Consider the following 24,447-nt stretch of genomic DNA (forward strand, 5'->3'; position numbering starts at 1 on the left):
GCTGGGTCGGCCCTGCTCGGCTATTCTGGAAGTGCCTGCGATTCAATCGAACGATTTCCGAGGCGCCCCCGTTTCGAAATTTCCGAGTTTTCTCCCGGACACTAATTAACGACGGAGGGGCGACGCTCCTGCGGAGCTTTTCTTTGATGGCATTTGGCTCGGCAGGAGTTTCGCCCCACCTTACTGTGCAGACGGTGGGATTGACGACAGATCGACCGGAGACCCGTAGCGCAGATTTTCCATCTGCGGTATCGCCGATTTCCAATCGGCAGGGCGCCGGCAAGTCCCAGCGGGCTCGGACTGGGAGACGCGCCGCAGAATACAATTCTGCGATACGGCAGAGTGCAACTCTGCGCTACGAGCTTTGTCGTCCATCCCGCGGACCAAGCAGTAACTACCTTAACTGATTTGTCCGCTCAATGACGTTGAGTGCCCTGTCCAATTGCGTTAGAAGTCGGCGCATGACATTAACCGCCCTGCGTCCCGGTCTTCGCGACGTCCTACGTTCCACCACGTTCATCGAATCCGCGCGCCTGAACCAACGGCTGGGCGTACGAGTGACCATCGCGACGGAATCATTTCAGCACACCGGCAGTTTCAAGTTCCGCGCCGCTTACAACGTCGCCGCGCAAGTGCCACAGGAGAAGATCATCGCGGCTTCCTCGGGCAACTTCGGCCAGGCCCTGGCGTATGCGTGCCAGCTTTTGGGCAAGTCCTGCATCGTCGTGATGCCGAGCACGTCGGCCAGCGTGAAGGTCGAAGCCGTGCGCGAATACGGCGGCACGGTGGATTTCGTCGATGTCAGCCAGAAGAGCCGCAAAGCGCGCGTAGAGGAACTGGCGCGAATGCATCCCGACGCTTACGTCGCCAGCGCGTACGATGATCCGCTGGTGATCGAAGGCAACGCCAGCCTGGGCGTGGAACTCGCCGCGTTGTCTGGAAAAATCGATGCCGTAGTCGCGCCGGTCGGCGGCGGCGGGCTCACAGCGGGAATTGTCCAGGGCCTGCGCGGCGCCGGCTCCAAAGTGCAGATTTTCGGCGCCGAACCATTGCTCGGCAACGACGCCGCCCGGTCGCTGAGGGCCGGACGCATCGTCGTCAGCGAAAGCGAGCCTCAGACTATCGCCGACGGCGCGCGCACGTTGAGTCTGGGCCAGCACAATTGGGCGATTCTGCGCGAGGGACTCGCGGGAATCGTGGAAGTGCCGGAGGACAAGATCAAAGAAGGCGTGCGGCTGGCCTTTGCGCTGGCCAATCTGAAAACGGAACCCACCGGCGCGCTCAGCCTCGGCGCCGTGTTGGTTCGACCCGAATTGTTTCGAGACCGCGCCGTCTGCTGCGTCGTGAGCGGGGGAAACGTGGATCCCGCCGTGTTCGCTGATATCCTGGCCGAGTGAACCGGAGTCGCTCTCACTCAGGTTTCCCAGGGTAGCTCATTCCGCGCTACGCTGGGCTTGGCGTCGGAATGTCAGTTCCATGAAGGCCCTAGTGATGTGTCTCACAAATGGCTGGAGTTATGTTGCGCCCGATTTGGCCTGGGTTTGGTTGGGCCACCGAGCTCAAGCAACGCAAGCTCGACTAGCCATCAAGCTCGCGGATGGTTTCGACCGTGCCTTTTTCGACCCCGACGGTCAAAGGGACTTCACGGATGGTCTGAACTCGCCGGAGGAACCGGAAAGCCAGGGCTGAAACACGGCTGTCTTGGCCATGGCCTTAACCGATATCCACAGCGAAGACCGGTTGGTCCAGAAAACGTTCGCCGATCACCTGCGCAATGTCCTCGGCTGGGAGAGCGTTTACGCACATAACGAGGAAACGTTTGGACCCAACGGTACCTTGGGCCGTGCGAATGAGCGCGAGGTTGTTCTGGTTTATCTTAACATGCGGGCGGGCTTCGACAACCGGGTTTTGATTCTCGACTCTCTCTACGGATCGCTGCCGCGGCCGCCGTTCACGGAGGAAGAAACTGATGCTTTGGCGGATCGCCTATACAGCTTCGCCTGGCAGCGTAGCAACGCTGGCACGATGTTCGCAGAGGCTGCTTGATCAACACTCGTTGCGTCGGAGCCGCTCTGAAGTGACCCGCTCGACAAAAGAGAAGGCGGGCTTTGGCTCACACACGGAATCGACGCCAAAGCCCGCCAGTGTTCAAGAGCGCAGGCCTATCCCTGCCTCTTGGAAGTCGCTCATTGTTTCAGGCGATAGAATTTCCGGCTTCCCGAGATGGCAATGGCCTTCCCGCTCCCGGCGCCAACGACGTCAGCCCAAGGCCCGGACACGTCGTCCGCCGCTTGCAGCACAGCGCTGCCGGCCCATTCCAGCGTGATGTTCTTGCCATCGGATTTGACGCTGCTGATCTTCGGCCGCTCCGTTGGCGGCGGCGCTGTGACAGGGACAAAGGCGAAGTAATCCTGGTCTGAGTTTGAACCTGCCGTGATGGTCGTGCGAAGCGTGACGTTGCCACCCAGTTTGACGGTAATTGGATTCCCATCGGCATCCGTCATGCGGAAGATCTCAAGCGAATCCCAACCCGCCGTGGCGCGCCCGGGTTTGAAGTAACCCAGGACCTGCTTCACCTGCTGGGCATCGGCCTGGCCTTGGCCGGAGACGATTTGATCGACCCGGATGTTGATTGCCGCGCCGCCCGAGGAGAGATGCCCATACACTTCGTAGTCCTTGGCCGGGGTCGGGAAGTCGCGTGTGTAATTATACCATTCGCCTCCGTCGTTCCAGCCCAGCGTCCACCAAGTCGAGACCTGGAACAAGCCGCGCTCAGCGCCGGCTGAACCGTCTTTCTTGCCGGCAGCGATGCCGGTATCGGGCCGGTAGGCCTGGCCGGCGTTGTCATTGGTGTTCCAGTCGAAGCCTTTGTCATCCGCCGTGCCCTTGGCTTCGTAAGCACCCCCCGGATAAGCTCCACTCAATCCGATGAGCTTCGGATCCTTGATGTATTTCCCGTGTTCGAAGTCCACATCCTCGGCCTCGATGAACAGTGTGCCGGTCACGAATGATTTCTCCGTAATGCGTGTGGTAAAGCCCCAGTTCACCGTGCGAGTTCCGGGCGGCGTGCTCGTGTCGGAGAAAGACAACGTGACGGTGTGTTTGGAGCCTTCCGCAAGTCCGGTGACCTGCGGCGCCGTCACGGTCGTCGTGTCGCCCGCTTTGGTTGCCGAAGCTTTGACGGCAGCGCCATCGAAGACCATCGTTACCGAGGCCGGATTGATTTTGTTGACGCCGTCCACGATGACGGCTTTGAGATCAACGGCTGAAGGTTGGTCAAAACCGTTGACGGGCGGCGTGACCGATGCGACGTACGCCGGCGTGGCGCCAGCCACCGGGCGATACGCTTTCAGCGCTCTGGCGTCGTTCGCATCATTGATTAAATGCCGCACGTTGTCCGTCGTGACGCTGTACCATTCGACGGCCGAGTCGCCGCCGCCTTCCTCGAAGATCATGCGGAACGGATAGATGCCGGCTTTTTCCACCACGAATGTGAAGTCCGTGTTGGCCACGCCGCGGCCGCCATCGAACTGGCCGAGCGTCGTGGAGAACCGGACGCGCGGATCCCCCGAAAAAGAAGTGACGCGGAATCCGTCATCGCTGTTCACGCCCAGGGTAACGGCGCCAGCGGGCAGGTCGAGGTAAGTGATGGCTTCAATGGAGTAATTGTCGTCGTTGCTGCCGTCGTTGGCCAGGCCCGGAGTGTTCTGCTCGGAGTTGTTCGTGAAGTTGTCTTGGCCTCCGGTGTTCCAGTAATCGATAACTTTGGTCTCGATGTAATAGGAATTTCCATAAACCTTTTCGGTGAACCGGGAGGTGTCGGCCTCGTTATCGCCGCGCAGACCGGCCAGTTGTTCCTCCGTCCAGGCTAAGTTGTTGGGTTGGCCGGTGGATTTCCAGGTGCGCACGAGGAATCCGCCCTTGCTCTTGTCCGCCGTGACGGTCGCCGTCGCCGGGATGATGTTGTAATTCGCCACGGTGAACGACCAGGTTTTGGTGAATTTCGCTCCGGTGCTATCCGCGTAGTTCACGGTCGCGGAATGTGTGGAAAGCGGTTTGAAAATCGAAGCCGGTTGAAACTTCGCGGTCGTGGTTGCCCCATCCGTGGTCACGGTTGGAGTTACCGTCGCGCCGTCCAACGAAAGGACGATCGAACCCGATGCGAGTTTGGTCGTGCCATCCACCAAAACGACCTGGATGGAAGAATCGAATCGCGCCGCCTTCACGCCGTCCGAAGGCACGAGCGCCGAGATGCTCAACGGCTGAGGTGTGGCTCCGACCACGGGTGATTCGGGAGGTCCCGGATCGGTTGGGGCCGGCAGGTTGGTGCGTTGCAGGATGAAGGCGTCGAGCGCATTGCCATCCTCGCGCTGGCTGATTCGGATCGTGTAAACGCCGGCTCTGGGGATGTTCCAAACAGCCGGCACTTCACCGCCATCACCACTGTTCACCTCCGGCGCGGCATAGCCATTCCATCCGATGGCCGTGTTTGCGTCGGCATTATCATTGCGAAGCAGAGAGAAATCGGTCGTATTGGGATCCGGACTGTGCCGGTACCAAGCCGGCGACGAAACCTCCACAATCTGGACGTAGAAGGAATCCGCGCCGCCATCCCAACCCACGTCGCGCATGTAGAGTTGGTATTCGCCCGGCGTATTGATCTGCACCTTGTAGTCGATATAGATTTCGGTCCCGACGACGCTGGCATCCGCATTCCGGTTCTGTCCGCCGTCCGGGATGTTCTGGACGACTTTACCGCGCATATTCGAAAACGATTTTCAGCTTGCTCCAATTGGCCTTGCTCCAGGAGGACGAGGCCCAGATTCCCGTGCGCTTCGTGGTTGGTGGGATTGAGCCGCAGGACGGTTTCATATTCCCGTCGCGCATCCGGAAGCTTTTTCTGCTTTCGGAACAGGTAACCGAGCAGAAAGTGAGGTTCCTCCAGATCCGGCCGCAGCGCCACGGCGGTTTGGAGGCGATGGACGGCCTCTGCCTCGCGGCCCAATCCCAGAAACGCTTGCCCCAGACCGCGATGAGCTTCGGGGTCACTGGGTTTGGTCTGGACCCGCCACTCGTATTGACGGAGGCGAACGAGGACTGACAGATCCTCTCGGCGCGGCAGGAGGACTTGAAACCAGAGCTCGGCCATCTCGTCCGTGGTCTCCGGGCCGTACGTCACTCGCCGAGGAGGCTGATGAGGATTTCGCACATTGGCGGCGGAATTGTCGTAGGTGAATTCCATCGAGAGCGTGGTTCCTTTCGGAAGCGGAATTGGCTGCGCATACTGGTAATCGCTCTGCCAGTTGAAATCCCAGTTTCTAATCAGAAGCAGGGGCTGTTTCGTGCCGTTGGCAAGCGTGGCGATCCCGCGCATTTCTTTCGCCAGGTAATGGGCATGAGGCAGCACGGCGAGCACCTCGACATCGACCGGAAGCATAAAACTGTCCTGCGCCCGATAGCTCGATTCGCCGGCAGGAATATCGAGGGCGCGAGACGTGAGCAGGATTTTGAACGGCGTGTGCGTTGCGGGGCGCTCGGTCCAATGAAACCCAACCGTGGCCTGGATGGACTCGGGTTTGCCCGTGGGCCGCAGGTGAAGCTGCAACACCAGGTCGGTGCCTTTATCCAAACGCCAGGCCAGCCCGTCCTGTTCGCGTGTGGGGAGGCGGCCTGGCGTCCAACTCAGGAAATGACCTTCGGGCATCTGTGCGGTCAGAGGCGTGATCATGAAACTGAAACCGGGTTCCGTATCCTGTTCATGGAGCCGCCGCGATTCCCGAGTGGGATCCACCTTGAGGAAAGCGTGGTGGACGGCTTTCAAAGTGCCCGCAAGAAACTCGACCGATTCGACGTATTTGGTCTCGGAAATCGGGAGCGGAATGACGAAGTTCCGATAAACGTCTTTTCCATCCGCTCGGAGGGTGTAGGGCTGAGGCATGGTCACCACCAGGTCCGGGGTCCCCAACTGCCAGCCTTCCGTCCAGGTTGGCGTCGGCGGCAAATCCGCCGCAGCGCCTTCGCGCGCTCCTTCACTCACCCACTGCTGGATCATGCCAATCTGGTCCGCGCTCAATCGTCGCTCGTGAGCAAACGCCACGACTTCGGGTTCAGGCAGCCAGGGGGGCATGAGGCGTCTGGCCGTGACTTCGGCGATTTGTTTGGCCCGTTTCTTCACCTCGGCGTAGCTCAGCAGACTGAACGGCGCCGCCTGGTCAGGTCGATGGCACGCAGCGCATTTCGCGAAGACGATTGGGGCGATGTCTTTCGTGAACGTCAACGTGCCGGGCGGCCGAAGCCGATAGGTCCTGGCTGGCGTGGAATTTCTGCTTCGCGGCCAAAGCAGGATCCCCAGGCAAATCGAGGTGAGGATCAGGACCAGAGCCAGTCTGGCGGGGAATTTGCGCCGGGAGCAGTTTGGGTTTCCAGGGTTGGGACGGTTCGCCGAGTCTGGCGCCCGCGCTCGCTGGCCCGGCTTTTTCATGGGCAGCAAGTTTTGTGGCTTTTGGCTGCGGGCCTCAACCAAAAACTGAATTGCCTTGTAAAGCGAACCCTGTTTGCGGTTAATGACCGCCGGTGAATCTGGCCGTAAATTCAGGTCCCGCGCAATCAACCGTTCGTGAAATGACGTTTTTCTTGAAGGCATCCCATGGCTACTGACGGAAGCCCGACCAGCCATCCCTCTGAGTCCAATTCTCGTGCCTCGCCGGTGAGGACCGCGGGGGCCAGCGCCGCCGAAGCGATCCGCGTGGTGCTGCTCTACAAGCGGCACCTGCCCGCCGACCAATACGTGGTGGAACTCTTGGAGAAGGAACTGGGCACGCACGGGTACCAGGTCTGGATCGACCGTCATCTGACGCTCGGCGTTGAATGGGCCAAGGAGATTGAACAGAAAATCCGCGACGCCCACGCGGTCATCGGTTTGCTTTCCGAGGACTCGTCCCGCAGCGAAATGATCGCGTTTGAAATCGAGAACGCTCATGAATCCTCGCAGCAACAGCAAGGCCGGCCGCGCTTGCTCCCGATTCGTGTGAATTTTACCGGGCCGCTTCCGGAACCGCTCTCCGGCATTCTGGATCCGATTCAATACGTGCTCTGGGAAGATCCCCGCGATGATCAGCGGGTCGTCTCCGAAGTGCTCGCGGCGTTGAAGGGTTTGACGCCGTCCCAGCCGCCGGTGCGAATCGTCCCGACCAAGGGCTTGCGCCTGATGGCGCGGCCCGCGATTCAACCCCGACCGGTCGCGGTCGCTAAAGCTGCTGCTCCCACTATGCCGCTTCCTCTGGAACCCATCGGCGGCGCCGTTCCTCTGAACTCGGAGTTTTACGTGATTCGCTCCGCGGACGGGGAATTGCGCACGGCGCTCACCCGTTACGACAGCATCATCCTCATCAAAGGCGGACGCCAGATCGGCAAGACTTCCATGCTGGCGCGCGGCCTGCAATTCGCCCGCGAACGAGGCGCCAAGGTCGCGCTGACAGATTTTCAAAAGTTCAACGCCTCGAATCTGGAGACGGTCGGGAACTTTTACTTGAGCCTGGCCGAATCGCTCGCGGACCAACTGGAGGTAGGAACGCTCCCCTCTGACGTCTGGGATGAACGCCGCGGGCCGAACGTCAATTTCGAGCGTTACCTCCGGCGCGAGGTGCTGGCCAAGCTCAACGCCCCGCTCATCTGGGGGCTGGACGAGGTGGACCGGCTGTTTGTGTGCTCCTACGGCAGTGAGGTGTTCGGATTGTTCCGGTCCTGGCACAACGAACGCGCGCTCGATCCGTCCGGGCCGTGGGCGGGCCTGACCCTCGCGATCGCTTACGCCACCGAGGCGCACCTGTTCATCACGGACATGAATCAATCGCCGTTCAACATCGGCACGCGCCTGGTCCTGGAAGATTTCACGGGCGAACAAGTGGCGGATCTGAATCGCCGGAACGAAAGCCCGCTCAAAGACCCGGGCGAACTGGATCGATTCCGGCAGTTAGTGGACGGACATCCGTTCCTGGTGCGGCGCGGATTGCACGAGATGGCCACGAAGAAGACTGACATCGCCGCCTTTGAAGCGCAGGCGGACCGGGATGAGGGCATCTTCGGCGATCACCTGCGGCGGATTCTGGTTCTGCTGGCGAGAGACCCCGCGCTCACGGAAGTCGTCAAAGGCTTGCTCCGCGACCAGCCGTGTCCGACGCCGGAAAGCTTCTATCGGCTGCGGAGCGCGGGCGTGATCACCGGCGGCTCACAAGCCGAATCCAAGTTCCGCTGCCAGCTTTACGCCACGTATTTGAAGCGGCATTTGCTGGCGTGATTGGGGGAGCACACGCGCCCTCGCGTGTTTGGACCGGCGCCTCGCCGGTCGAAACCGTCACGGAATTCTGCCGGTGAATGACGACTTTTGCGAACGCATGAATGCAGTCGGCGAGGGCGCCGACCACGGCACGCGAGGGCGCGTGCGCTCCCCATTTCGATGGAACGATTACAGGCGACGGTCGCTACACTAGTCTTACACTAGAGTTCCCAACCTCTTCGATACTCGCGTTTGACAAACTGGGCGGCTTCCGGCGCGTTGGTGGCTTCCATGTGGGGGCCGTCCCAATCCAGTTTCTTGCCCACGCCCACGCGCATCGCCACGCAGCCCAGCAGGATGATTTCGGTGAGGTAGGCTGCGATGTCGAAGTTTGAGTAAGCGGGCGGGCCGCCTCGAATCATGCTCAGCCATTCTGCCTTCTGCCGCTGGTCATCTCCGCCCGGGCCCTCATTGCGCGCGATCGTTTGCGGGACGGTTTTGCAGGCTTCGTGTTGATTCCCCGGGGTGTATTTGTTCTCGGAATCACACATGACAAAGAACCGCGAACCGTAATCGTCCGGTGAAAACACCTTCCCTTTCTCGCCCAAAATCAAACAGCCACTGGCCGGCAAACTGCCGTACACATCGACAATCTCTTTCGTAATCTCCTCGGAGGGACGAAGCGGTTTGATGGATTTGTCCTGGGGACTGCCGTCGTACCACCAGAACTTGAGCGGCGGCAGGCCTTCGCGCTCTGGAAACTCGAACCGAAGGCGCGAGGTCTTGGGATAGGTGTCCGCGTGCATCTCGGAAATCTCTTCGCACTCGACGACATTGGGATAACCCAGTTTGAGCGCGCGAAACGGCATGTTAACGGTGTGGCAAGCCATGTCTCCCAGCGCCCCGGTCCCGAAATCCTGATAACCGCGCCACGCGAACGGATGGTAGCCCTTGTTGTAGGGCCGCATGGGCGCCGGGCCAATCCAGACGTCCCAATCCAAATTCTCAGGCACGGGCAGCGCGTCCACGGGGCGCTCAATGCCTTGCGGCCAGATGGGACGATTGCTCCAGACGTGAAGTTGCAGCGGTTTTCCAATGACGCCGCCCTGAATGACTTCCACCGCCCGGCGCAGGCCGGTGCCGGCGCTGCCTTGATTCCCCATTTGCGTGGCCAGGTTCTTTTCCTTCGCAAGCTGCCGGAGATAACGCGCCTCATAGACCGAATGCACGAGCGGCTTCTGCACATAAACGTGCTTGCCCATCTTCATCGCCATGGACGCCGCGATCGCGTGATGATGGTCCGGCGTGGAAATCGTCACCGCGTCAATCTTGTCGCCGATCTCCGACAGCATATCGCGGTAGTCCTGATACTTTCGGGCGTTGGGATACGTCCGGCCTTGTCGCCGGCGCGCGTTGCCGGAGGCGTCGCTGCTCGGCGCATTGGATGCGGTTCGCGATTCGAGTGTCTTGAGGTCCACATCGCACAACGCATAGATATTTTCCCCAAGCTCCGCGCAATTGTCGGTGTCGCTGGCCCCTTTGCCTCCGGCGCCGATGGCGGCGATGTTGAGTTTGCTGTTGAGGTTCTGTCCGCGAAGGAAGTATGGCCCGGAGAGCGCCGCCGCGCCAATCACGAGGGAAGATTTGGTGAGGAAGTTTCGACGGCTGATGGGAAAGGCCGTCCCGCTGGGAAGGGATGAATTAGGCATGGGTGTTTCCTACGCCCAACGCGTCTTGCGGACAAGGCAATTCTCCGACACGGGCCTGGCTCGGAGCAGTTCGCAGAGAAGATTAAGATCAAGATTAGGATTACGATTCAGCGAGTGCGAGCTATGCCTCAGTTGATGGTGGGGCGAGGCTCCGCAGGAGCGTCGCCCCACGTCGTGAATTGAGGGGATCCAGTGCGAGGCGCTTTTGGCTTCCTTTTTTCGAGCTTCTCGGCGTTCCTTCGCGGCATTCATGTTTGAACTGCTGAAAACGGATCCGCGTTCCAAGGCACGCCTGGGCCGGTTCACCACTCCGCACGGAATCATCGAAACACCGGTGTTCATGCCCGTCGGCACCCAAGGGAGCGTCAAAGCGCTGGACCCGCGCGAGCTGCTGGAGATGGGCACCCAGATCATTCTGGGCAATACCTATCATCTGAGCATTCGTCCGGGGCTGGACATCATCCAGGCTGGCGGCGGGCTTCATCAGTTCATCCACTGGCCGCATCCGATCCTGACGGACAGCGGCGGCTTCCAGGTTTTCAGCCTCGCGAAGATTCGGAAGATTCTCGCGCACGGCGTTGAGTTTCGGTCGCACGTGGATGGCTCATTGCTGAGCCTTGGCCCCAAGGAAACGATGGCGATCCAACGCGCGCTCGGCTCGGACATCGCCATGACGTTCGACGAATGTCCGCCGCATAATTGTTCGCCGCGGGAAGCTCGCGCGGCAGTGGAGCGAACGATTCGCTGGGCGCAAGAATGCCGGGAACAACCCCGCGCCTCCGGCCAGCAAGTGTTCGGCATCGTGCAGGGCGGCTCGAATCCGGCCCTGCGGGAGGAATGCGCCAAAGCAATTGTAGCGCTGGGCTTTGACGGATACGCCATCGGCGGAGTCAGCGTCGGCGAACCGGAGCCGGAGATGTTCGCCGCCGTGGAAATGACCGAGCCGTTCTTGCCGGCGGACCGCCCGCGCTACGCCATGGGCCTTGGAACGCCCGCTCAGATGGTGGAACTGGTCGCGCGCGGGGTGGACATGTTCGACTGCGTCTTGCCGACGCGCGTGGCTCGCAACGGGACGGCCTTTACGACAAAGGGCACCATCAGCATCAAGGCCGGCTACAACAAAGCCGATTGGCGTCCGATTGAAGAAGGATGCGTCTGTTACGCCTGCCGGAATTTCTCACGCGCGTATCTCCGGCACTTGCTGAACGTGAGGGAGATTCTGGGGCTTCGCATGCTCAGTGTTCACAATTCCCACATGTATCTCCAATTGATGAGCGATATCCGTGCTCATCTGACGGCGGGGACTTTCTCGGAGTTCCGGGAACGATTCGTCGCCGGCTACGTGCCGTCGCAAAAGGTGCTGTCCGCGCGCCTGCTCAGCCGGACCGCGGAGGAAGAACGGTGAGTCCAGGAATGATCAAATGCCGAATGCACGAAATGCGGCGGCCTGCGGGCGTGGGTTTCGAGTTTAGTCATTTGGAATTCTTTGGTCATTCGGATTTCGGCATTCGCCTTTCCTCGGCGGGCGCATCTCACCCTCTTGCACTGCTGTGAAATCGGTTGGTTCCCCCTCCCCCTCCCCCCGCTGGGAGAGAATTCTCCCAAGCAAAACTTCGCGCATTGAACCCCTGAACAGATTTTTTAACCACGGATTTCGCGGATGAAGAAACGCTCTTATCCGTGTTATCCGCGTAATCCGTGGTTGAATCAGGTTCGTGGGGAGGGCAACCGACGAAGTTTGGACGAACGCAGACGACGCGATTTCCTCACCCAGCGGGAGCGGACCAAGGTGAGGGAGAAGCCCCGGCACTCGCCGAAGGCGTTCATTTTTGAAGTGAAGCCTGCAAGAAAGTGAAATGCTCCTTCCTCGGCGCGCTACGCTCTTCCCATTTGTCCCGCGGGTGCTAAACTGAGGTCATGAAGCCGACCACTGATTCCTGCGCCTGCCCGGGCTTTCGCAACGTCAGTTTTTCCCGACGCCACCTGTTGAAGGTTGGCGGACTCGGCCTGTTGGGCCTGACCATGCCGCGCTTGCTGCGGGCCGCGGAGTCGCAGAAGAAAGGGCCGCTGGCGAAGGCGAAATCAGTGATCTTCCTCTATCAATTCGGCGGGCCGAGCCACATCGACATGTTCGACATGAAGCCGGAGGCGCCGGAAGCCATTCGCGGATCCCACAAACCCGCTGCAACGAAAGCGGACGGCATCGCGATCAACGAGCGGCTGCCCAGGCTCGCGAAGGTCATGGATAAGGTGACCCTGATCCGGTCGGTGCATCACCACATGAAGAATCACAATCCGGCTTCGTACTACGCGCTCACCGGCCATGCGCCGCCGGTGGATGACATCACCCTGCGCGATTCGCCGGAGTTGTTCCCCGCCCCCGGTTCGGTGATCGATAAACTGGCGCCCGCCGAAGGAGCGATTCCGACTTTTGTCGCGTTGCCGTGGGTGATTGGCGACGGGACGATTACGCCCGGCCAGCACGCCAGTTTTCTGGGCAAAGTTCACGATCCGCTGTTGATCACGCGTGATCCGAGCAAACCCGACTTCAAGCTGCCGGAATTGAACCTACCCGCTTCGGTCACGTACGAGCGTTTGACGCACCGCCGCTCCATTCAAAAGATCATCGACGGCCAGTCGCGCCTTCTCGAATACTCGGCCAAGGCGCGCGGGATGGACGCGTATTATGAAAAGGCCCTGGCCATGCTCGATTCCCCAAAGCTGCGCGAAGTGTTCAATTTGTCCGCGGAGCCGGATGCGGTTCGTGACAGCTACGGTCGCACCGCGTACGGGCAAAGCTGCCTGCTGGCGCGGCGGTTGGTGGAAGTGGGCACGAAGTTCGTCACGGTCCATTTTTCGGCCAACATTGGCGGAGACGTGGGCAGCGGGTGGGATACGCACGGCAACAACGGCAAGAAAATGTTCCCGATCCTGGAGAAATATCATTTGCCGATGACGGACCAGACCTTGCCGACTTTGCTGGAGGAACTCGACCAGCGCGGCTTGCTGGACACCACGCTCGTGGTTTGGATGGGCGAATTTGGGCGCACGCCTAAGATCAACGAGAAAGCCAGCCGCGACCATTGGCCGGACTGTTACACGGTGTTGCTGGCGGGCGGCGGCGTGAAACGCGGATTCGTCTATGGCGCTTCCAACAAGACGGCGTCGTATCCGGCGGAGAACCCCGTTCGGCCTGAAGATCTGGCCGCGACGATTTACTATTTGCTGGGAATCGACCCGCACACGGAAGTCTATGGCATCGATAAGCGTCCGCTTCCGATCTCCGAAGGCACGCCGGTGACCGCGGTCATCGCGTGAAACCTTGACCGCCAACTCCCTGGCTTAATCTCCCGCGCAACTCCTACTCTTCATCATAATCTTAATCCTAATCCCTAAGGGTAGGATTACGAGTTATCAAGCGGGAGGGGCGACGGCCACGACTTCACTGCAACCCGATAGCATTCTACAGCATCTCCCTTTTTCCTTGTCTTTTAGGCGGGGTTTGGTTCTATACCAGCGTTCCTAATCCGAGTGTCAGCGTTCACCAATGCATACTGGCCCAAAATTGTCGGTCGGAATCAACAACCAAGAGGAGTTTTGCCTATGTCAAACATCAACCGTTCTAACGGAGTAATTCCCCCTGCACGTCGCCTCGCGCTGATGTTAGGCGCTAGCCTTGTGTTTTTGCCCTGCGCGCTCAACGCGCAGGAGATCCTGTTTCAAGAAGGCTTCGAAACCGAGGGCGAAGGCACTCGCTACGTCACGGAAGGGAGCGATGTGTATGAAGTGCCCCGGATTCGGTCGGAGATCGGCAATCAGGATCAGGCGGGCCCGATTTACTGGGCGCGAAAATCGAAAGTCTCCATCGTGGGCGTGCCTGGGCCTACCCCGGCTCGCAGAGCGATCATGTATTGGCACCACAGCATCGAGTCGTCCCTGGTGACGCCGGCTTTTCTGGCGCTGTTCGAGTCAACCGTCAAATGGCTCGCGAACAATAAAGCCGGAGCAACGGTGATGTTTTCGCCCGCGCCCAATGGGCCTGGGGACGAAGTTCTTCGCGACCACCTGATGGCGAAGGGCTATAAAATCATCGAGGACGACGGCGCGGATTTGCCGAAGACGCCGAACTTCGATGTCGTCATCAAATCCAGCAACGGCAACACTGGCAATCCGAGCCGTTTCGCGCAATACGCTGCTCCGATGCTGACGTACAATGGCCCCGACCACGACGATGAACTCGTCAGCACCATCGGCGCCACCCAGGCGGATCTGGACCTGGGCGACATTACCATCGCCGCCGCAGGCCACGCCGCGGCGGGTGGCAAGACGGGTTCCTTCAAAGCGGTAACAGGCCCATCGTCCTTCGACAGTATTGGTAGCGATATTCCGGTTGGGGCGGTGACACTCGCGACTTTCGAACGCGCTTCCGCGGCGGATCCCAATGTAAAGCAGAAGGTGCCCTTTATCGTGCTGGTGGAAAGCGGCGCCAACGGCGGCTCGGTCTATGGCGGCGGGCCCTTTGGCGGTCACGAGGGCAACGACTTCTTTGCCGGATCCGCTCTGAATAAGTTTGCCACTGACGTCGCGGTCAAGACGTTGACCTTTACCAAACCCATCAATACTGCCGGCAAGCCCAAACTCAAGCTCACGATCGCGCTCGCCGCGACTTATCTGGACTTTGAAACAGGCGATTATTTCAAAGTGTTCATTGATCCAGATGGCGACGGTCCGCTCGAGATCGACACGAACGCGCCGCTGATTCACTTCACCGCCCCGAGCGCAAACGACAAATACTTCAATGACGTCACGACCAATGCCAAGAAGCCGACTCGGCTCGGCCTGAAGTTCGAGGATGTGACTTACGACATTCCAGGCAATCCTTCAAAGATCGGCATCCGCATCGAAGCGTTGACGACCTGGTGGAACGAAATTGTCGGGTTTGACAACATCCGCGTCACCTCAGGAGACCCAGCACCAACTTCACCCAGCGTTGGAAACCTGACGGGGTTGCTCGCGTATTGGCGCATGGATGAGTCGAGTGGCGACGTGGTCGCTGACTCCAGTGGCAAGGGGAACAACGGAAAAATCGTCAACAATACGGCCGGTTCGTGGGTGAAGGATGCCGTGCGCGGCAACGTCTATAAGGCCACCGGCACGAACGTCATCAACTTCGGAACCATCGTGCCCGCCATGACTCTGACGAGCGACTTCACGTGGTCCCTGTGGGTCAAATCGGACATGACCGGCACAGCTTCCGCGCCCAATAACAATATTGTTTTCGGTAATCGTTACAATGCGTCAGGGGCAGACTTCTCGCCGCGTGAGTTCATCAAATTTACTCCGAGTAACTTTGAATGGCATTTCAACGCGGCCCCCCAAAACATCAACTACACCGACTTCGTCACGAACGTGTGGGCGCACCACCTCGTGGTTAAAAAAGGCAACACGCTGACCTATTACCTGGACGGCAAACAGTCCGGCACGCCCACAACGATCACCGGCACGCCAAAAAACCCGCAGCCTCTGTACCTCGGCGGGCAGGGAACGCAAGAGCGCTGGCGGGGTTTGGCCGATGAAGTGGCCATCTTTGATCGTGCGTTGTCGCCAGCGGAAGCGCAGCAAGTCTATGACCTCGGCAAAGCAGGTTCGGCTTTGGCGCCGCCTCCGCTGAAACTCGGTTTCGAGCGGACGAATACGGGCCTCAAACTCACCTTCGAAGGCACGCTGCAATCCGCAGACGCGTTGACAGGCCCCTGGGCAGACGTGGCCGGAGCGAAGAGTCCCGCGGAGATCGCGTTCTCCGGTAACGCCAAATTCTATCGCATCAAGAAGTAAGTTACTGACACAGCCGGAGCGAAGAGGCCGGGCGAAAGCCTGGCCTTTTTTTTTTGAGACCGGTCCGGTAAACCATCCCGGTGTCGAGTGCGACTCCAGACCTATTGCTGCTGATTCCGGCCTACAACGAGGAACAGCGCATCGGGCCCGTTCTGCGCGCGTACGCCCAACATTTCCGCGAGCACTACGCCGGTAAATTCCAAATCGTCGTCGTCTTGAACGGATGCGTGGATGACACGATGGGCGTCGTCGAGCGGGTGGCCGCCGACTTTCCCGAAATTCGCGCGCTGAATTTCCCGGCGCCGATCGGCAAGGGCGGCGCGTTGATTGAAGGGCTGAAGCTCGCGCCGACGACCGATCTGATCGGCTACGTGGATGCTGACGGAGCAACGGCTCCGGCCGCGTTCCTGGACCTGGTGCGCCACTGCGGCAAAGGGGACTGCGTCATCGGCTCGCGCTGGCTGCCGGGATCGCTGCTCCACCAGAGCCAGTCCAAACAACGGCGAGTGTTCAGCCGGCTGTTTCATGCGTTCGTGCAGTTTCTGTTTCGCATGAACATCAAAGACACGCAATGCGGAGCCAAAGTGATGCGCCGGGAAGCGGTCGAGACGATTCACTCGGCTTTGCGGATCGCGGACGTGGCGTTCGACATCAACTTGCTCTATTCGCTCAAGCGGAGCGGCTATTTGGTGCTGGAAGTTCCCACGGAATGGACCGACCAGTTAGGATCGAAGATCAAGCTGAACAAAGGGGCGCTGGGCATTGTGCTCTCGGTGATCCGGCTCCGCGTGTTCTACTCGCCCTTCTATCGCTGGCTTCGCCCGTTGCGCCCGCTGGAAGCCTGGATCTACAAGAAACTCAGCGCGCCGCAACCGCTGCCCGGACCCGCACCGCCACCACCTCGGCACGAAGATTGACCGGAGTTGAACAGGAGTAAACAGAGCAAACAGAGGTAGATCAGTGGCAAAAGTGATTTCGTAATTTCTTAAAGATGTAAGGCAAACCTCTGGATTGCCAGGACGCCATCGGACGGCGTCAGCCACCTTTTCGGGAAGTTAAGTGACTCTCCCCTCTCTGTTGCCTCCGTTACCTCCTTTTCGAAGCAACTGCTCGCGTCAGCGCTGCGGGAAGATTTGATACAGGAGCAAGTAGATGATCACTCCAGTGACCGAAACGTACATCCAGATCGGCCAGGTCCAGCGCGCGATTCTCTTGTGCGCTTCGAATCGCCCGCGCAACGCGCGCGCGAGCGTCACCAGGACGAGCGGCAAGATCGCGACCGCCAGGACCGTGTGCGTCAACAGAATGGCCAGATAAATGGGGCGAAACCACGCAGGATCCTTGAATACCGTCCGGCCTGCGTAGAAATGATAGACCAGGTAGCAGATCAGGAAGAGCGTTGAAGTCGCGAACGCGCTTACCATGCAGTTGCGGTGGGCGGTCTGGTTCTTGCGCCGGATGAAATAGTATCCGGCGCTGAGGAAGATCGCGCTGAGTGAATTCAGGCAGGCGTTGACCGCGGGCAAATCCGACAGGCTCATTTTCAACCTTCGCGCAAGAGCCGGTCGATGTCATGGAGGATCTGCTTTTTCCATCCCGGCTGCGACGATTCGACCGCCGCCCGGATGCGCGACTGTTTGTCTACCACGACAAACAGCGTGCTGTGCGTGTAGAGGTCGAACTGGTTTGTGCGGAGGGCGGGCGGAGTTTCGACGGCGCTCAGTTTGAGGCTGTTGGTCAGCGCGTGCCGCACCTTGTCCTCCGGCCCGGTCAGAAACCACCACCGATCCGGATTTGCGCCGAACTGTTCCGCATAGCGTTTGAGGATTGCTGGTGTGTCATTCTCCGGGTCCGTGGTGAGTGACAGGAGTTTGACGGGCGCGTTCGCGGGCAGCGCCGCTTGCAGTTCGCGCATTCGCAGGGTCATGCCAGGACACGCCGTCGGACAACGGCTGAAAATCACATCGGCGACCCACACCTGTCCGCGCAAGTTTCCCAGGGAAACCGGGGCGCCCAACTGATTGGTCAACCCGCCGAAGTCAGCCACCTGGCCGTAAACCGGAAGGGGAGCGCGCGATCCCTTGATGTCGGTCCAGAAGAGAAGCACCGCCAGCGTGAGAACGCCGAGAGCGAGGCCGATCAGCCAGGTGAATCGGAATTTTGCAGGCAAATCGGCCACCTACTCGAACGACCCGGACGACGCGCCGCCCGCCTTGCTTTGCTGGGCGACCCAGTTGTCGAAGGCCTGCTGGCTTTCGATGGTGATGAATCCGCCCGCCATAGTCGCATGGCCGGCCCCGCAAAGCTGCGCGCAATTGATCTGGTATTTCCCCTCCTTCTTCGCCTTGAACCAAACCGGGATGCTCAGGCCCGGGATCGCATCCTGGCAGACTCGCAGCGCGATGACCTTGAAAGAGTGAATCACGTCCATCGAGGTCAGATGGATGATGACCGGTTTTCCCAACGGCACATGGACGTCGTTGTAAGTCATGAAATCGTCTTTGCCCTGGGGATCAACCGGGTCGGCGCCGAATTTGTTCGTCGAATTGACCAGGCGCGCGTCTTGTTTCCCGAAGATGTTGTCCTTTCCGGAGTAGCGCGCGTTCCAGCCAAATTGCTGCGCGACGACGCGCAAAACGACTGATTCGCTTTCGCTGGGAGGCCGATCCACCAGTTGCATCCACCAGGGCACGGCCAATCCGAACAGCAAAACCATTTCCACCAGCGCGACCAGTCCTTCGATCCAGGTCGAGCTATGTCCGCGCGCTCCGATATGGTCGGCCTTGGGATTCCGGGTTGTGCGGAAGCGCCAGACCACATAGACAAAATAGGCCATCCAGCCCACGAAGAGAACCGCCATGAGCCAGTGCATGTAAATGATGAGGTTGTCCACCCGTTCGCCGTGCTCGGAAGCCAGCACGGGCAGTCCTAAAAGTTCGCGAATCATCAGACTTTATGAGTTGTGTCAGCAACCGGTTGAGAGGCCGAAACGCTGTTCTCGGTGATCGAAGCAGACCGTTTGGCCAGGTAAATGAAAAAGACAGCGATGGCCGCAAGCACGGAGAGAACCACGGCCAGCAGACTGATCACGCCCCAGTGCAATCCTTTGGCCAGGGCGCTGTCGGATTTGCCGAAGCAAACCGCGCAAGCCAAAACCGGGGTGGACTGCGCCGTGGCCATGAGACAGGCGCAAATCAAACCGAGGCGTGGGATTCGGTGTTTCATAGGTAACTGACGTTTCTCAGTTTCTTGAGGAAATACACGCCGTAGCACACCAGAGCAAGCGCGGCCCCTATGGATACGATCCCCATCCATAAATCGGCTCGTGTGCCCAGGCCCTGGAAGTAGTTGTTCAGGGACCACGCGCCAAAGCCGATCGCGAGCAATGTCGAAGCGGTGATGAAAACGATGTGGATGGCCTTTAAGGACATGGTTCAGTGCGCAGCCGTCTTGGCGGGCGCCTCAAGTGTCTTGATGCTGCCAGTGTGCAACGATCCGTGCGGCATGTCGTCTCGAGCGTAGATCGTGAGATACATCATGCCCGCGAAGAAAAACGCGGTCGCGCCGAGAATGCAGTAAATCATTTTTTTCTCGGACATCAGGTGCATGAAGTAGCCGGCAACCAGAAAAGCCTTCACGGTTGCGATGAGCATCGCCAGGGCGATGGCCAGCGCCACGCTATCGAAATGGAGGTAATTCACCGCCACGGTGATCACCGTGCCGATGAGCAAGGCAATGCCGACGATGGCGTAAATCCGAACGTGTTTTGAAACGGCGTGTGAATCGTGACTCATATATTTCCTGGCAATAAATAAAGGACGGGGAATAGGAAAATCCAGACCAAATCGACAAAATGCCAAAAGAGACCGGAGACCTCGACGCGGTTGATATATCGCTCCGGATCGAGCTTCCAGAGCTTGGCGCCAGGACCCCAGATATAACCGATGACGATCGCGCCTCCGAGCACGTGCAAGGCGTGAAGGGCGGTCAGTGTAAAATAGATTCCGAAGTAAGTGCTGTGCGCCGGAACAAATGAGGAAAGCCGCTGAATCTCGTCGGTCTTGATTGTCAGCGGCTCATGAGGCTTGCCATGGGCCTCGTGTCTCGCGTGGGCCATTTCCTTCGAGGTCATGCGGTAATGATCCGGGTCCGGCAGGAATTTGATGGAGTCCAACTTCATGCTCTGGAGCTTTTGCAGGTTCCACAACATGGGATGTCCACCATTATGCTCAATATGTCCCAGGAGCCGGGTGCCGTCTTTCTTCCAGACTTCGTAGTGCAGGAATTTTTCCCGATATTCGAACGACTTGATGCCGAGGAAGCCCAGCGCGCACAGGATCGTGATGGCTTGCAAGACCCGGTACTTCGCGAAGTTCCCGACTTTGAGCGCCGACCACGACAGCACGACGGTGACGCTGGAAGCAATGAGCACAAAAGTGTTAAAGGTCCCGATCGGGATATTCAGCATCCCATGCACCCAATCTCCAGGCACCGCTCCGATGCGCAGGATGATGTAAGAGGAGAACAATCCCCCGAAGAGCATGACTTCGGACGCGAGGAACAGCCAGATGCCCACCTTCGCGTTGTAAAGGCCAGTGTCCTGGCGGGGGTGAACAATGTGTGGAATTTCCATGAAATGGGGGTATGGAGGTGGGGGGTAAGGTTTGGTTCAGGCCGGCTGGTTCTGCGGCGAGAAATCTTTCGACGAGCCGGGCACGCTGTAGTCGTACGGCCCGCGGTGAGCCTGAGGCGCGGTCGCGAAATTGCCGTGGGGCGGGGGAGTCGGCGTCTGCCAATCCAGTGTGGTGGCATCCCACGGATTGTCCGAAGTGACCTTCTGGCCGTGCTTAATGCTCCAAAAAAAGTTGATGATGAATGGAATTTGGGCCAGCCCAAGACAGACCGCCGCCCACGAGATGGTGACGTTCCAGTGCATGATGCTGTCGGTCAGCCCGCCGATCGCGTCTTTGCCGACCCTGGCCAGAGAGTATTGCGCGCCACCATCCGACATGCGCCGGAGCATGCCCGCCATGCCTTGCGAGAACATAGGCTGGAACACCAGGTTCATGAAGATCAGCGAAAGCCAGAAATGCACTTTGCCCCAGAATTCGCTCATCATCCGCCCGGTGATTTTCGGATACCAAAAATAGATTCCGGCCAGCAGGCCAAAGATCGTTCCCGGCGCGACGACATAATGGAAATGCGCGATCACATAGTAAGTGTCGTGGAGATGAATGTCGCTGTAGTTCAGGCCCAGCGGAAGCCCGGTCAGACCGCCGATGCCAAACATCGGCAAGAATCCCAACGCAAACAGCATCGGCGTGTTGAACCGGATCGATCCGCCCCAGAGCGAAATGAGCAAGCAACTCAAAATGATCACCGACGGGATGGAAATGATCATCGTCGTCGTCTGGAAGAACGTGCTGATCTTGGTCCCCATTCCGGTCAGATACATGTGGTGCGCCCAGACGATGAACGACAGGAACCCGATCGCGAGCACGGAGTAGACCAGGGATTTGTAACCCCACAACGGTTTGCGCGTGTTGTTGGCGATGATCTCCGCGACGACGCCCATCGCCGGCAAGATCAGGACATAGACTTCCGGATGTCCCAGGAACCAGAACAGGTGCTGCCACAACAACGGACTGCCGCCGCCACTGATGCTGGAGAAAGCGCCGCCCGGAGCCAGGCCGGAAGGCAGGAAGAAACTCGTGCCGGCGACCTTGTCCATGAGTTGCATGACCCCGGCGGCCTCCAGCGGCGGGAACGCAAGCAGCAAGAGAAACGCAGTGACAAATTGCGCCCATACGAAGAAGGGCAAGCGCATCCAGGTCATTCCCGGAGCGCGGAGTTGGATGATCGTGGCGATGAAGTTGACCGCGCCTAGCAGGGAGGAAGTGATCAGGAATACCATCCCGATTAGCCAGAACGTCTGGCCCTGGGTCGGAATGTAGGTCGCCAATGGCGAATAAGACGTCCATCCTGCTTGCGCCGCTCCACCGGGGATGAAAAAGCTTGTGAGCATGATGACGCCGCCGAGGACATAAGCGTGGTAACTCGCCATGTTCACGCGCGGGAAGGCCATGTCCGGCGCCCCGATCTGGAGCGGCACGACGAAGTTGCCGAACGCCGCAAAAGCCAGCGGCACGATCGCCAGGAACACCATGATCGTTCCGTGCATCGCGCCGAAGGCATTGTAGAGATCCTGCGACATGGAATAGCCGCGCACCGCGCCAGTGGCCTTGTCCACGACGGGAGATGCCATATCACCCAGAGCGGAGTGCAAAAGTGATCCAACCAGCGGAATGGGTTTGTCCGGATACGCAATTTGCCAGCGCATCATGAGCACCAGCGAAAAACCCACGAGCAGAAACAGCAGCGCCGTAAAACCGTATTGAATCCCGATGACCTTGTGGTCGGTGGAGAAGACGTATTTCCGCCAGAATCCAATGTCTTCGTGGTGAGCTTCATGAGCTCCGGCATGATGAGCTGCTTGAGTGGTCGGCTGCATGGACGAACTGGTTTTTGGTGTTAAAACTTTTAGGTCAAAAATTTTAAGCGCGCAAGTTAACTTCTCGCTCTGGACAGTGTCAACGGGAGAATGCCGGTTGCTCTTTCTACCGCACTTTATCGAGCACCATTAACGTCAACACGCCCGGCAGAAAAATGATCGAGGCAAAAAAAAGTTGCCGCGCGCGGGTTGTTGTCAGGTGTTTGCAGAATCGAATGGCCAATGTCACGAAGGCCAAATTGAGAACCAGCACGCCAGCCAGATACAGATTTCCCGTTACGTTCGCCCAGAATGGACTCAGGCTGGCGATCAGCAGCGCCAGGCTCGACGCCATGACGTGCCGGCGCGTCCGGCTCCCGGTCTCATCGAACACGGGCAGCATGGCGTAACCGGCTTTCTCGTAGTCATCCCTGTAAATCCAGGCGATGGCGAGGAAGTGAGGAATTTGCCAGAGAAAGAGGATCGCGAAGAGCGTCCACGCTCCCAGACTCTCCTCGCCCCGGCTCGCGGTCCAGCCCATGACCGGCGGAAGCGCGCCCGGAATCGCGCCGACGATCGTATTGAGCGTCGTGACCCGCTTGAGCGGTGTATAAACGAAGAGATAAGTGCCGAGCGTGATTGCGCCCAACAAACTGGTGAGCCAATTCACGGCTGTGGCCAGGTAGATCAAGCCCATGATTGAGGCGGCCACGCCGGCAATCAACACGGTTTCCGGCTGAACGCGGCCCGAAGGCAAGGGCCGCCCCGAAGTTCGAGGCATCCGGGCGTCATACTCGCGTTCCAAATGCTGATTGAGCGCCGCCGCCCCGCTCGCCACCAATCCCGTGGCCAACAGCGCGTGGAACAAGAGCATGTAATCCAGTGTGCCGCGGCTTCCGAGGTAGAATCCCACCAGCGTCGTGAGCAACACCAGCGAAGTCAAACGCGCCTTAGCCAGTTCCAGGATGACACCGAAGCCCGCTCGCTCAGCGGATGGAGATGTGGGAATGGAGGGAGCGGAAGCTTTCATGAAGAACTATCCGGTAGTCAGAGCCGTCTCGGTTCGCGGAGCGCGCAAAGCCGCACCAGACTGGCTGGGAAGGTCTTCGGCTTTGCTTCGCGCAAACGAAAATCGCCGCACCGCCAAGCAAAGCAGCCCTCCCGCCACCAAACTCGCCGCGCCAGCCATGACGTGAAGCGTCGCCACATCCGCGGCTTTCCGGCTGAGCACCGTCGCCGCGCCCAACGCAGCCTGGAACGCGATGAGGCCTAACCACGCCAACGAAGCCTTCGACAGCCCGGCACGCCCCCCGAGTTGCAGCCGGCTGAGCCACGCGCATGCCCCCACTGCGAGCAACGTGACGAGCGCTCCGAGGCGATGCGTCATGTGGAGCACAATTTGAAAAGCGGTGATCGGATTCGGATCCGTGAGGTCCATGCGCCGGGCGTTGACCGAATCAATAAACGCGGCGCCGGTCGGTGGCCAGAGCTTGCCGTAGGCCAATGGAAAATCCGGGACCGCCAGGCCGGCGTGCTGGTGCCTCATCGTGGCCCCCAGAATCAATTGCAGGAACACAAGCGACGTCGCGGCGAGCAGGAGATACCGCAAACCTTTGGAGGCGCGATCCCAGGTCTCGTTCGCAGCCATGTTCGCCCACGCCGCGGAGGTTACGAGAGCGATGATGCTGACCAGCAAGAGAAAAAGCTGAGCTGCCGTCGCGTGAACGAAGCCGAGCGAATTCTGAAGGAGCGTGACTCTCAAGCCGCCGAGAACGCCCTGAAGAACCACTCCGAAAAAGGCGGCCACGCCGAGCCAGCGCACCCAACGCCGCGGCTCTTTGATCCAAAGCCAGGCGGCAAGGATGGTCGTGAGCAAGCCGACGAACGAAGCGAAGAGCCGATGCGTGTGTTCGTAGAGAATTCCTCCCATCCAATACGACGGCGGAAAAAGGAACATGTTGTAACCGTAAGTGGTGGGCCAGTCCGGCACCGACAACCCCGCTCCATGACTCGTCACCAGCCCGCCGATTCCAATCAGAATCAGCGTTGCGAGCGCCGTGAAAACAGCGAAACGGTTCAGCCAGAGGCTGTGGTTTGACCGAGTCATTCTTTGCGACGAACGGAAACGCCGCTGCAGC

The 24,447-nt window shown here is 59.3% G+C and carries 19 protein-coding genes; 7 read left to right on the forward strand and 12 right to left on the reverse strand.

The genetic code is table 11. The features are described from left to right. The first annotated feature begins 419 nt into the window (after window positions 1–419). The gene (locus FJ398_02615; protein ID MBM3836852.1) at window positions 420–1,397 is read left to right on the forward strand and encodes a threonine/serine dehydratase; all 978 of its coding nucleotides are present in this window, start codon (window positions 420–422) and stop codon (window positions 1,395–1,397) included. Between the two features lie 310 nt (window positions 1,398–1,707). Continuing rightward, a complete protein-coding gene (locus tag FJ398_02620) occupies window positions 1,708–2,046 on the forward strand; it encodes a hypothetical protein (protein MBM3836853.1) in 339 nt (112 codons plus the stop codon). Between the two features lie 2,401 nt (window positions 2,047–4,447). On the opposite strand, the gene FJ398_02625 is transcribed toward FJ398_02620, so the two are convergent. Continuing rightward, the gene (locus FJ398_02625; protein ID MBM3836854.1) at window positions 4,448–6,850 is read right to left on the reverse strand and encodes a tetratricopeptide repeat protein; all 2,403 of its coding nucleotides are present in this window, start codon (window positions 6,848–6,850) and stop codon (window positions 4,448–4,450) included. Here FJ398_02625 and FJ398_02630 point away from each other — a divergent pair. After that, a complete protein-coding gene (locus FJ398_02630) occupies window positions 6,647–8,296 on the forward strand; it encodes a toll/interleukin-1 receptor domain-containing protein (GenBank protein MBM3836855.1) in 1,650 nt (549 codons plus the stop codon). The genes FJ398_02625 and FJ398_02630 overlap by 204 nt on opposite strands. A 200-nt stretch (window positions 8,297–8,496) precedes the next feature. Here the strand turns inward: FJ398_02630 and FJ398_02635 are convergent, their stop codons facing one another. Next, the gene (locus FJ398_02635; GenBank protein MBM3836856.1) at window positions 8,497–9,984 is read right to left on the reverse strand and encodes a Gfo/Idh/MocA family oxidoreductase; all 1,488 of its coding nucleotides are present in this window, start codon (window positions 9,982–9,984) and stop codon (window positions 8,497–8,499) included. Window positions 9,985–10,234: 250 nt separating this feature from the next. Between FJ398_02635 and tgt the strand changes: the two genes are divergently transcribed. From tgt to FJ398_02655, 4 genes are all read left to right on the forward strand, one after another. Further along, window positions 10,235–11,389, forward strand: a complete 1,155-nt coding sequence (gene tgt, locus FJ398_02640) for a tRNA guanosine(34) transglycosylase Tgt (GenBank protein MBM3836857.1) — start codon at window positions 10,235–10,237, stop codon at window positions 11,387–11,389. A 512-nt stretch (window positions 11,390–11,901) separates the two neighbouring features. Continuing rightward, window positions 11,902–13,302, forward strand: a complete 1,401-nt coding sequence (locus FJ398_02645; GenBank protein ID MBM3836858.1) for a DUF1501 domain-containing protein — start codon at window positions 11,902–11,904, stop codon at window positions 13,300–13,302. Window positions 13,303–13,587: 285 nt separating this feature from the next. Beyond that, the gene (locus FJ398_02650) at window positions 13,588–15,819 is read left to right on the forward strand and encodes a LamG domain-containing protein (GenBank protein MBM3836859.1); all 2,232 of its coding nucleotides are present in this window, start codon (window positions 13,588–13,590) and stop codon (window positions 15,817–15,819) included. Window positions 15,820–15,893: 74 nt separating this feature from the next. Continuing rightward, window positions 15,894–16,736, forward strand: a complete 843-nt coding sequence (locus tag FJ398_02655) for a glycosyltransferase (GenBank protein ID MBM3836860.1) — start codon at window positions 15,894–15,896, stop codon at window positions 16,734–16,736. Window positions 16,737–16,934: 198 nt separating this feature from the next. On the opposite strand, the gene FJ398_02660 is transcribed toward FJ398_02655, so the two are convergent. The 10 genes from FJ398_02660 to FJ398_02705 form a co-directional block, all read right to left on the reverse strand. Next, on the reverse strand, window positions 16,935–17,360 hold the full coding sequence (locus tag FJ398_02660) for a DUF420 domain-containing protein (GenBank protein ID MBM3836861.1): 426 nt from the start codon (window positions 17,358–17,360) through the stop codon (window positions 16,935–16,937). Window positions 17,361–17,362: 2 nt separating this feature from the next. Further along, entirely contained in the window at window positions 17,363–17,998 is a 636-nt protein-coding gene (locus tag FJ398_02665) for an SCO family protein (GenBank protein MBM3836862.1), read from the reverse strand. Beyond that, window positions 17,999–18,766: a cytochrome c oxidase subunit II gene (locus FJ398_02670; GenBank protein MBM3836863.1), complete on the reverse strand. Its 768-nt coding sequence runs from the start codon at window positions 18,764–18,766 to the stop codon at window positions 17,999–18,001. Continuing rightward, window positions 18,766–19,044 (reverse strand): hypothetical protein, encoded by a 279-nt coding sequence (locus tag FJ398_02675; protein MBM3836864.1) that lies wholly within the window; start codon window positions 19,042–19,044, stop codon window positions 18,766–18,768. Before FJ398_02675 ends, FJ398_02670 begins: the two co-directional genes overlap by 1 nt. Continuing rightward, entirely contained in the window at window positions 19,041–19,250 is a 210-nt protein-coding gene (locus FJ398_02680; protein ID MBM3836865.1) for a hypothetical protein, read from the reverse strand. The genes FJ398_02675 and FJ398_02680 overlap by 4 nt, the downstream gene beginning before the upstream one ends. A gap of 3 nt (window positions 19,251–19,253) precedes the next feature. After that, on the reverse strand, window positions 19,254–19,613 hold the full coding sequence (locus FJ398_02685) for a hypothetical protein (GenBank protein MBM3836866.1): 360 nt from the start codon (window positions 19,611–19,613) through the stop codon (window positions 19,254–19,256). Continuing rightward, on the reverse strand, window positions 19,610–20,452 hold the full coding sequence (locus FJ398_02690; GenBank protein ID MBM3836867.1) for a heme-copper oxidase subunit III: 843 nt from the start codon (window positions 20,450–20,452) through the stop codon (window positions 19,610–19,612). Before FJ398_02690 ends, FJ398_02685 begins: the two co-directional genes overlap by 4 nt. 36 nt (window positions 20,453–20,488) lie before the next feature. Continuing rightward, entirely contained in the window at window positions 20,489–22,330 is a 1,842-nt protein-coding gene (locus FJ398_02695) for a cytochrome C oxidase subunit I (GenBank protein ID MBM3836868.1), read from the reverse strand. Between the two features lie 106 nt (window positions 22,331–22,436). Beyond that, window positions 22,437–23,339 carry a protoheme IX farnesyltransferase gene (gene cyoE, locus FJ398_02700; protein MBM3836869.1) on the reverse strand — a complete coding sequence of 301 codons (903 nt, stop codon included), beginning with the start codon at window positions 23,337–23,339 and terminating at the stop codon, window positions 22,437–22,439. Between the two features lie 6 nt (window positions 23,340–23,345). Further along, a complete protein-coding gene (locus FJ398_02705; protein ID MBM3836870.1) occupies window positions 23,346–24,416 on the reverse strand; it encodes a cytochrome oxidase biogenesis protein CtaA in 1,071 nt (356 codons plus the stop codon). Window positions 24,417–24,447: the final 31 nt, after the last annotated feature.

The organism is Verrucomicrobiota bacterium (genome assembly GCA_016871535.1).
Classification (GTDB): domain Bacteria; phylum Verrucomicrobiota; class Verrucomicrobiia; order Limisphaerales; family SIBE01; genus VHCZ01.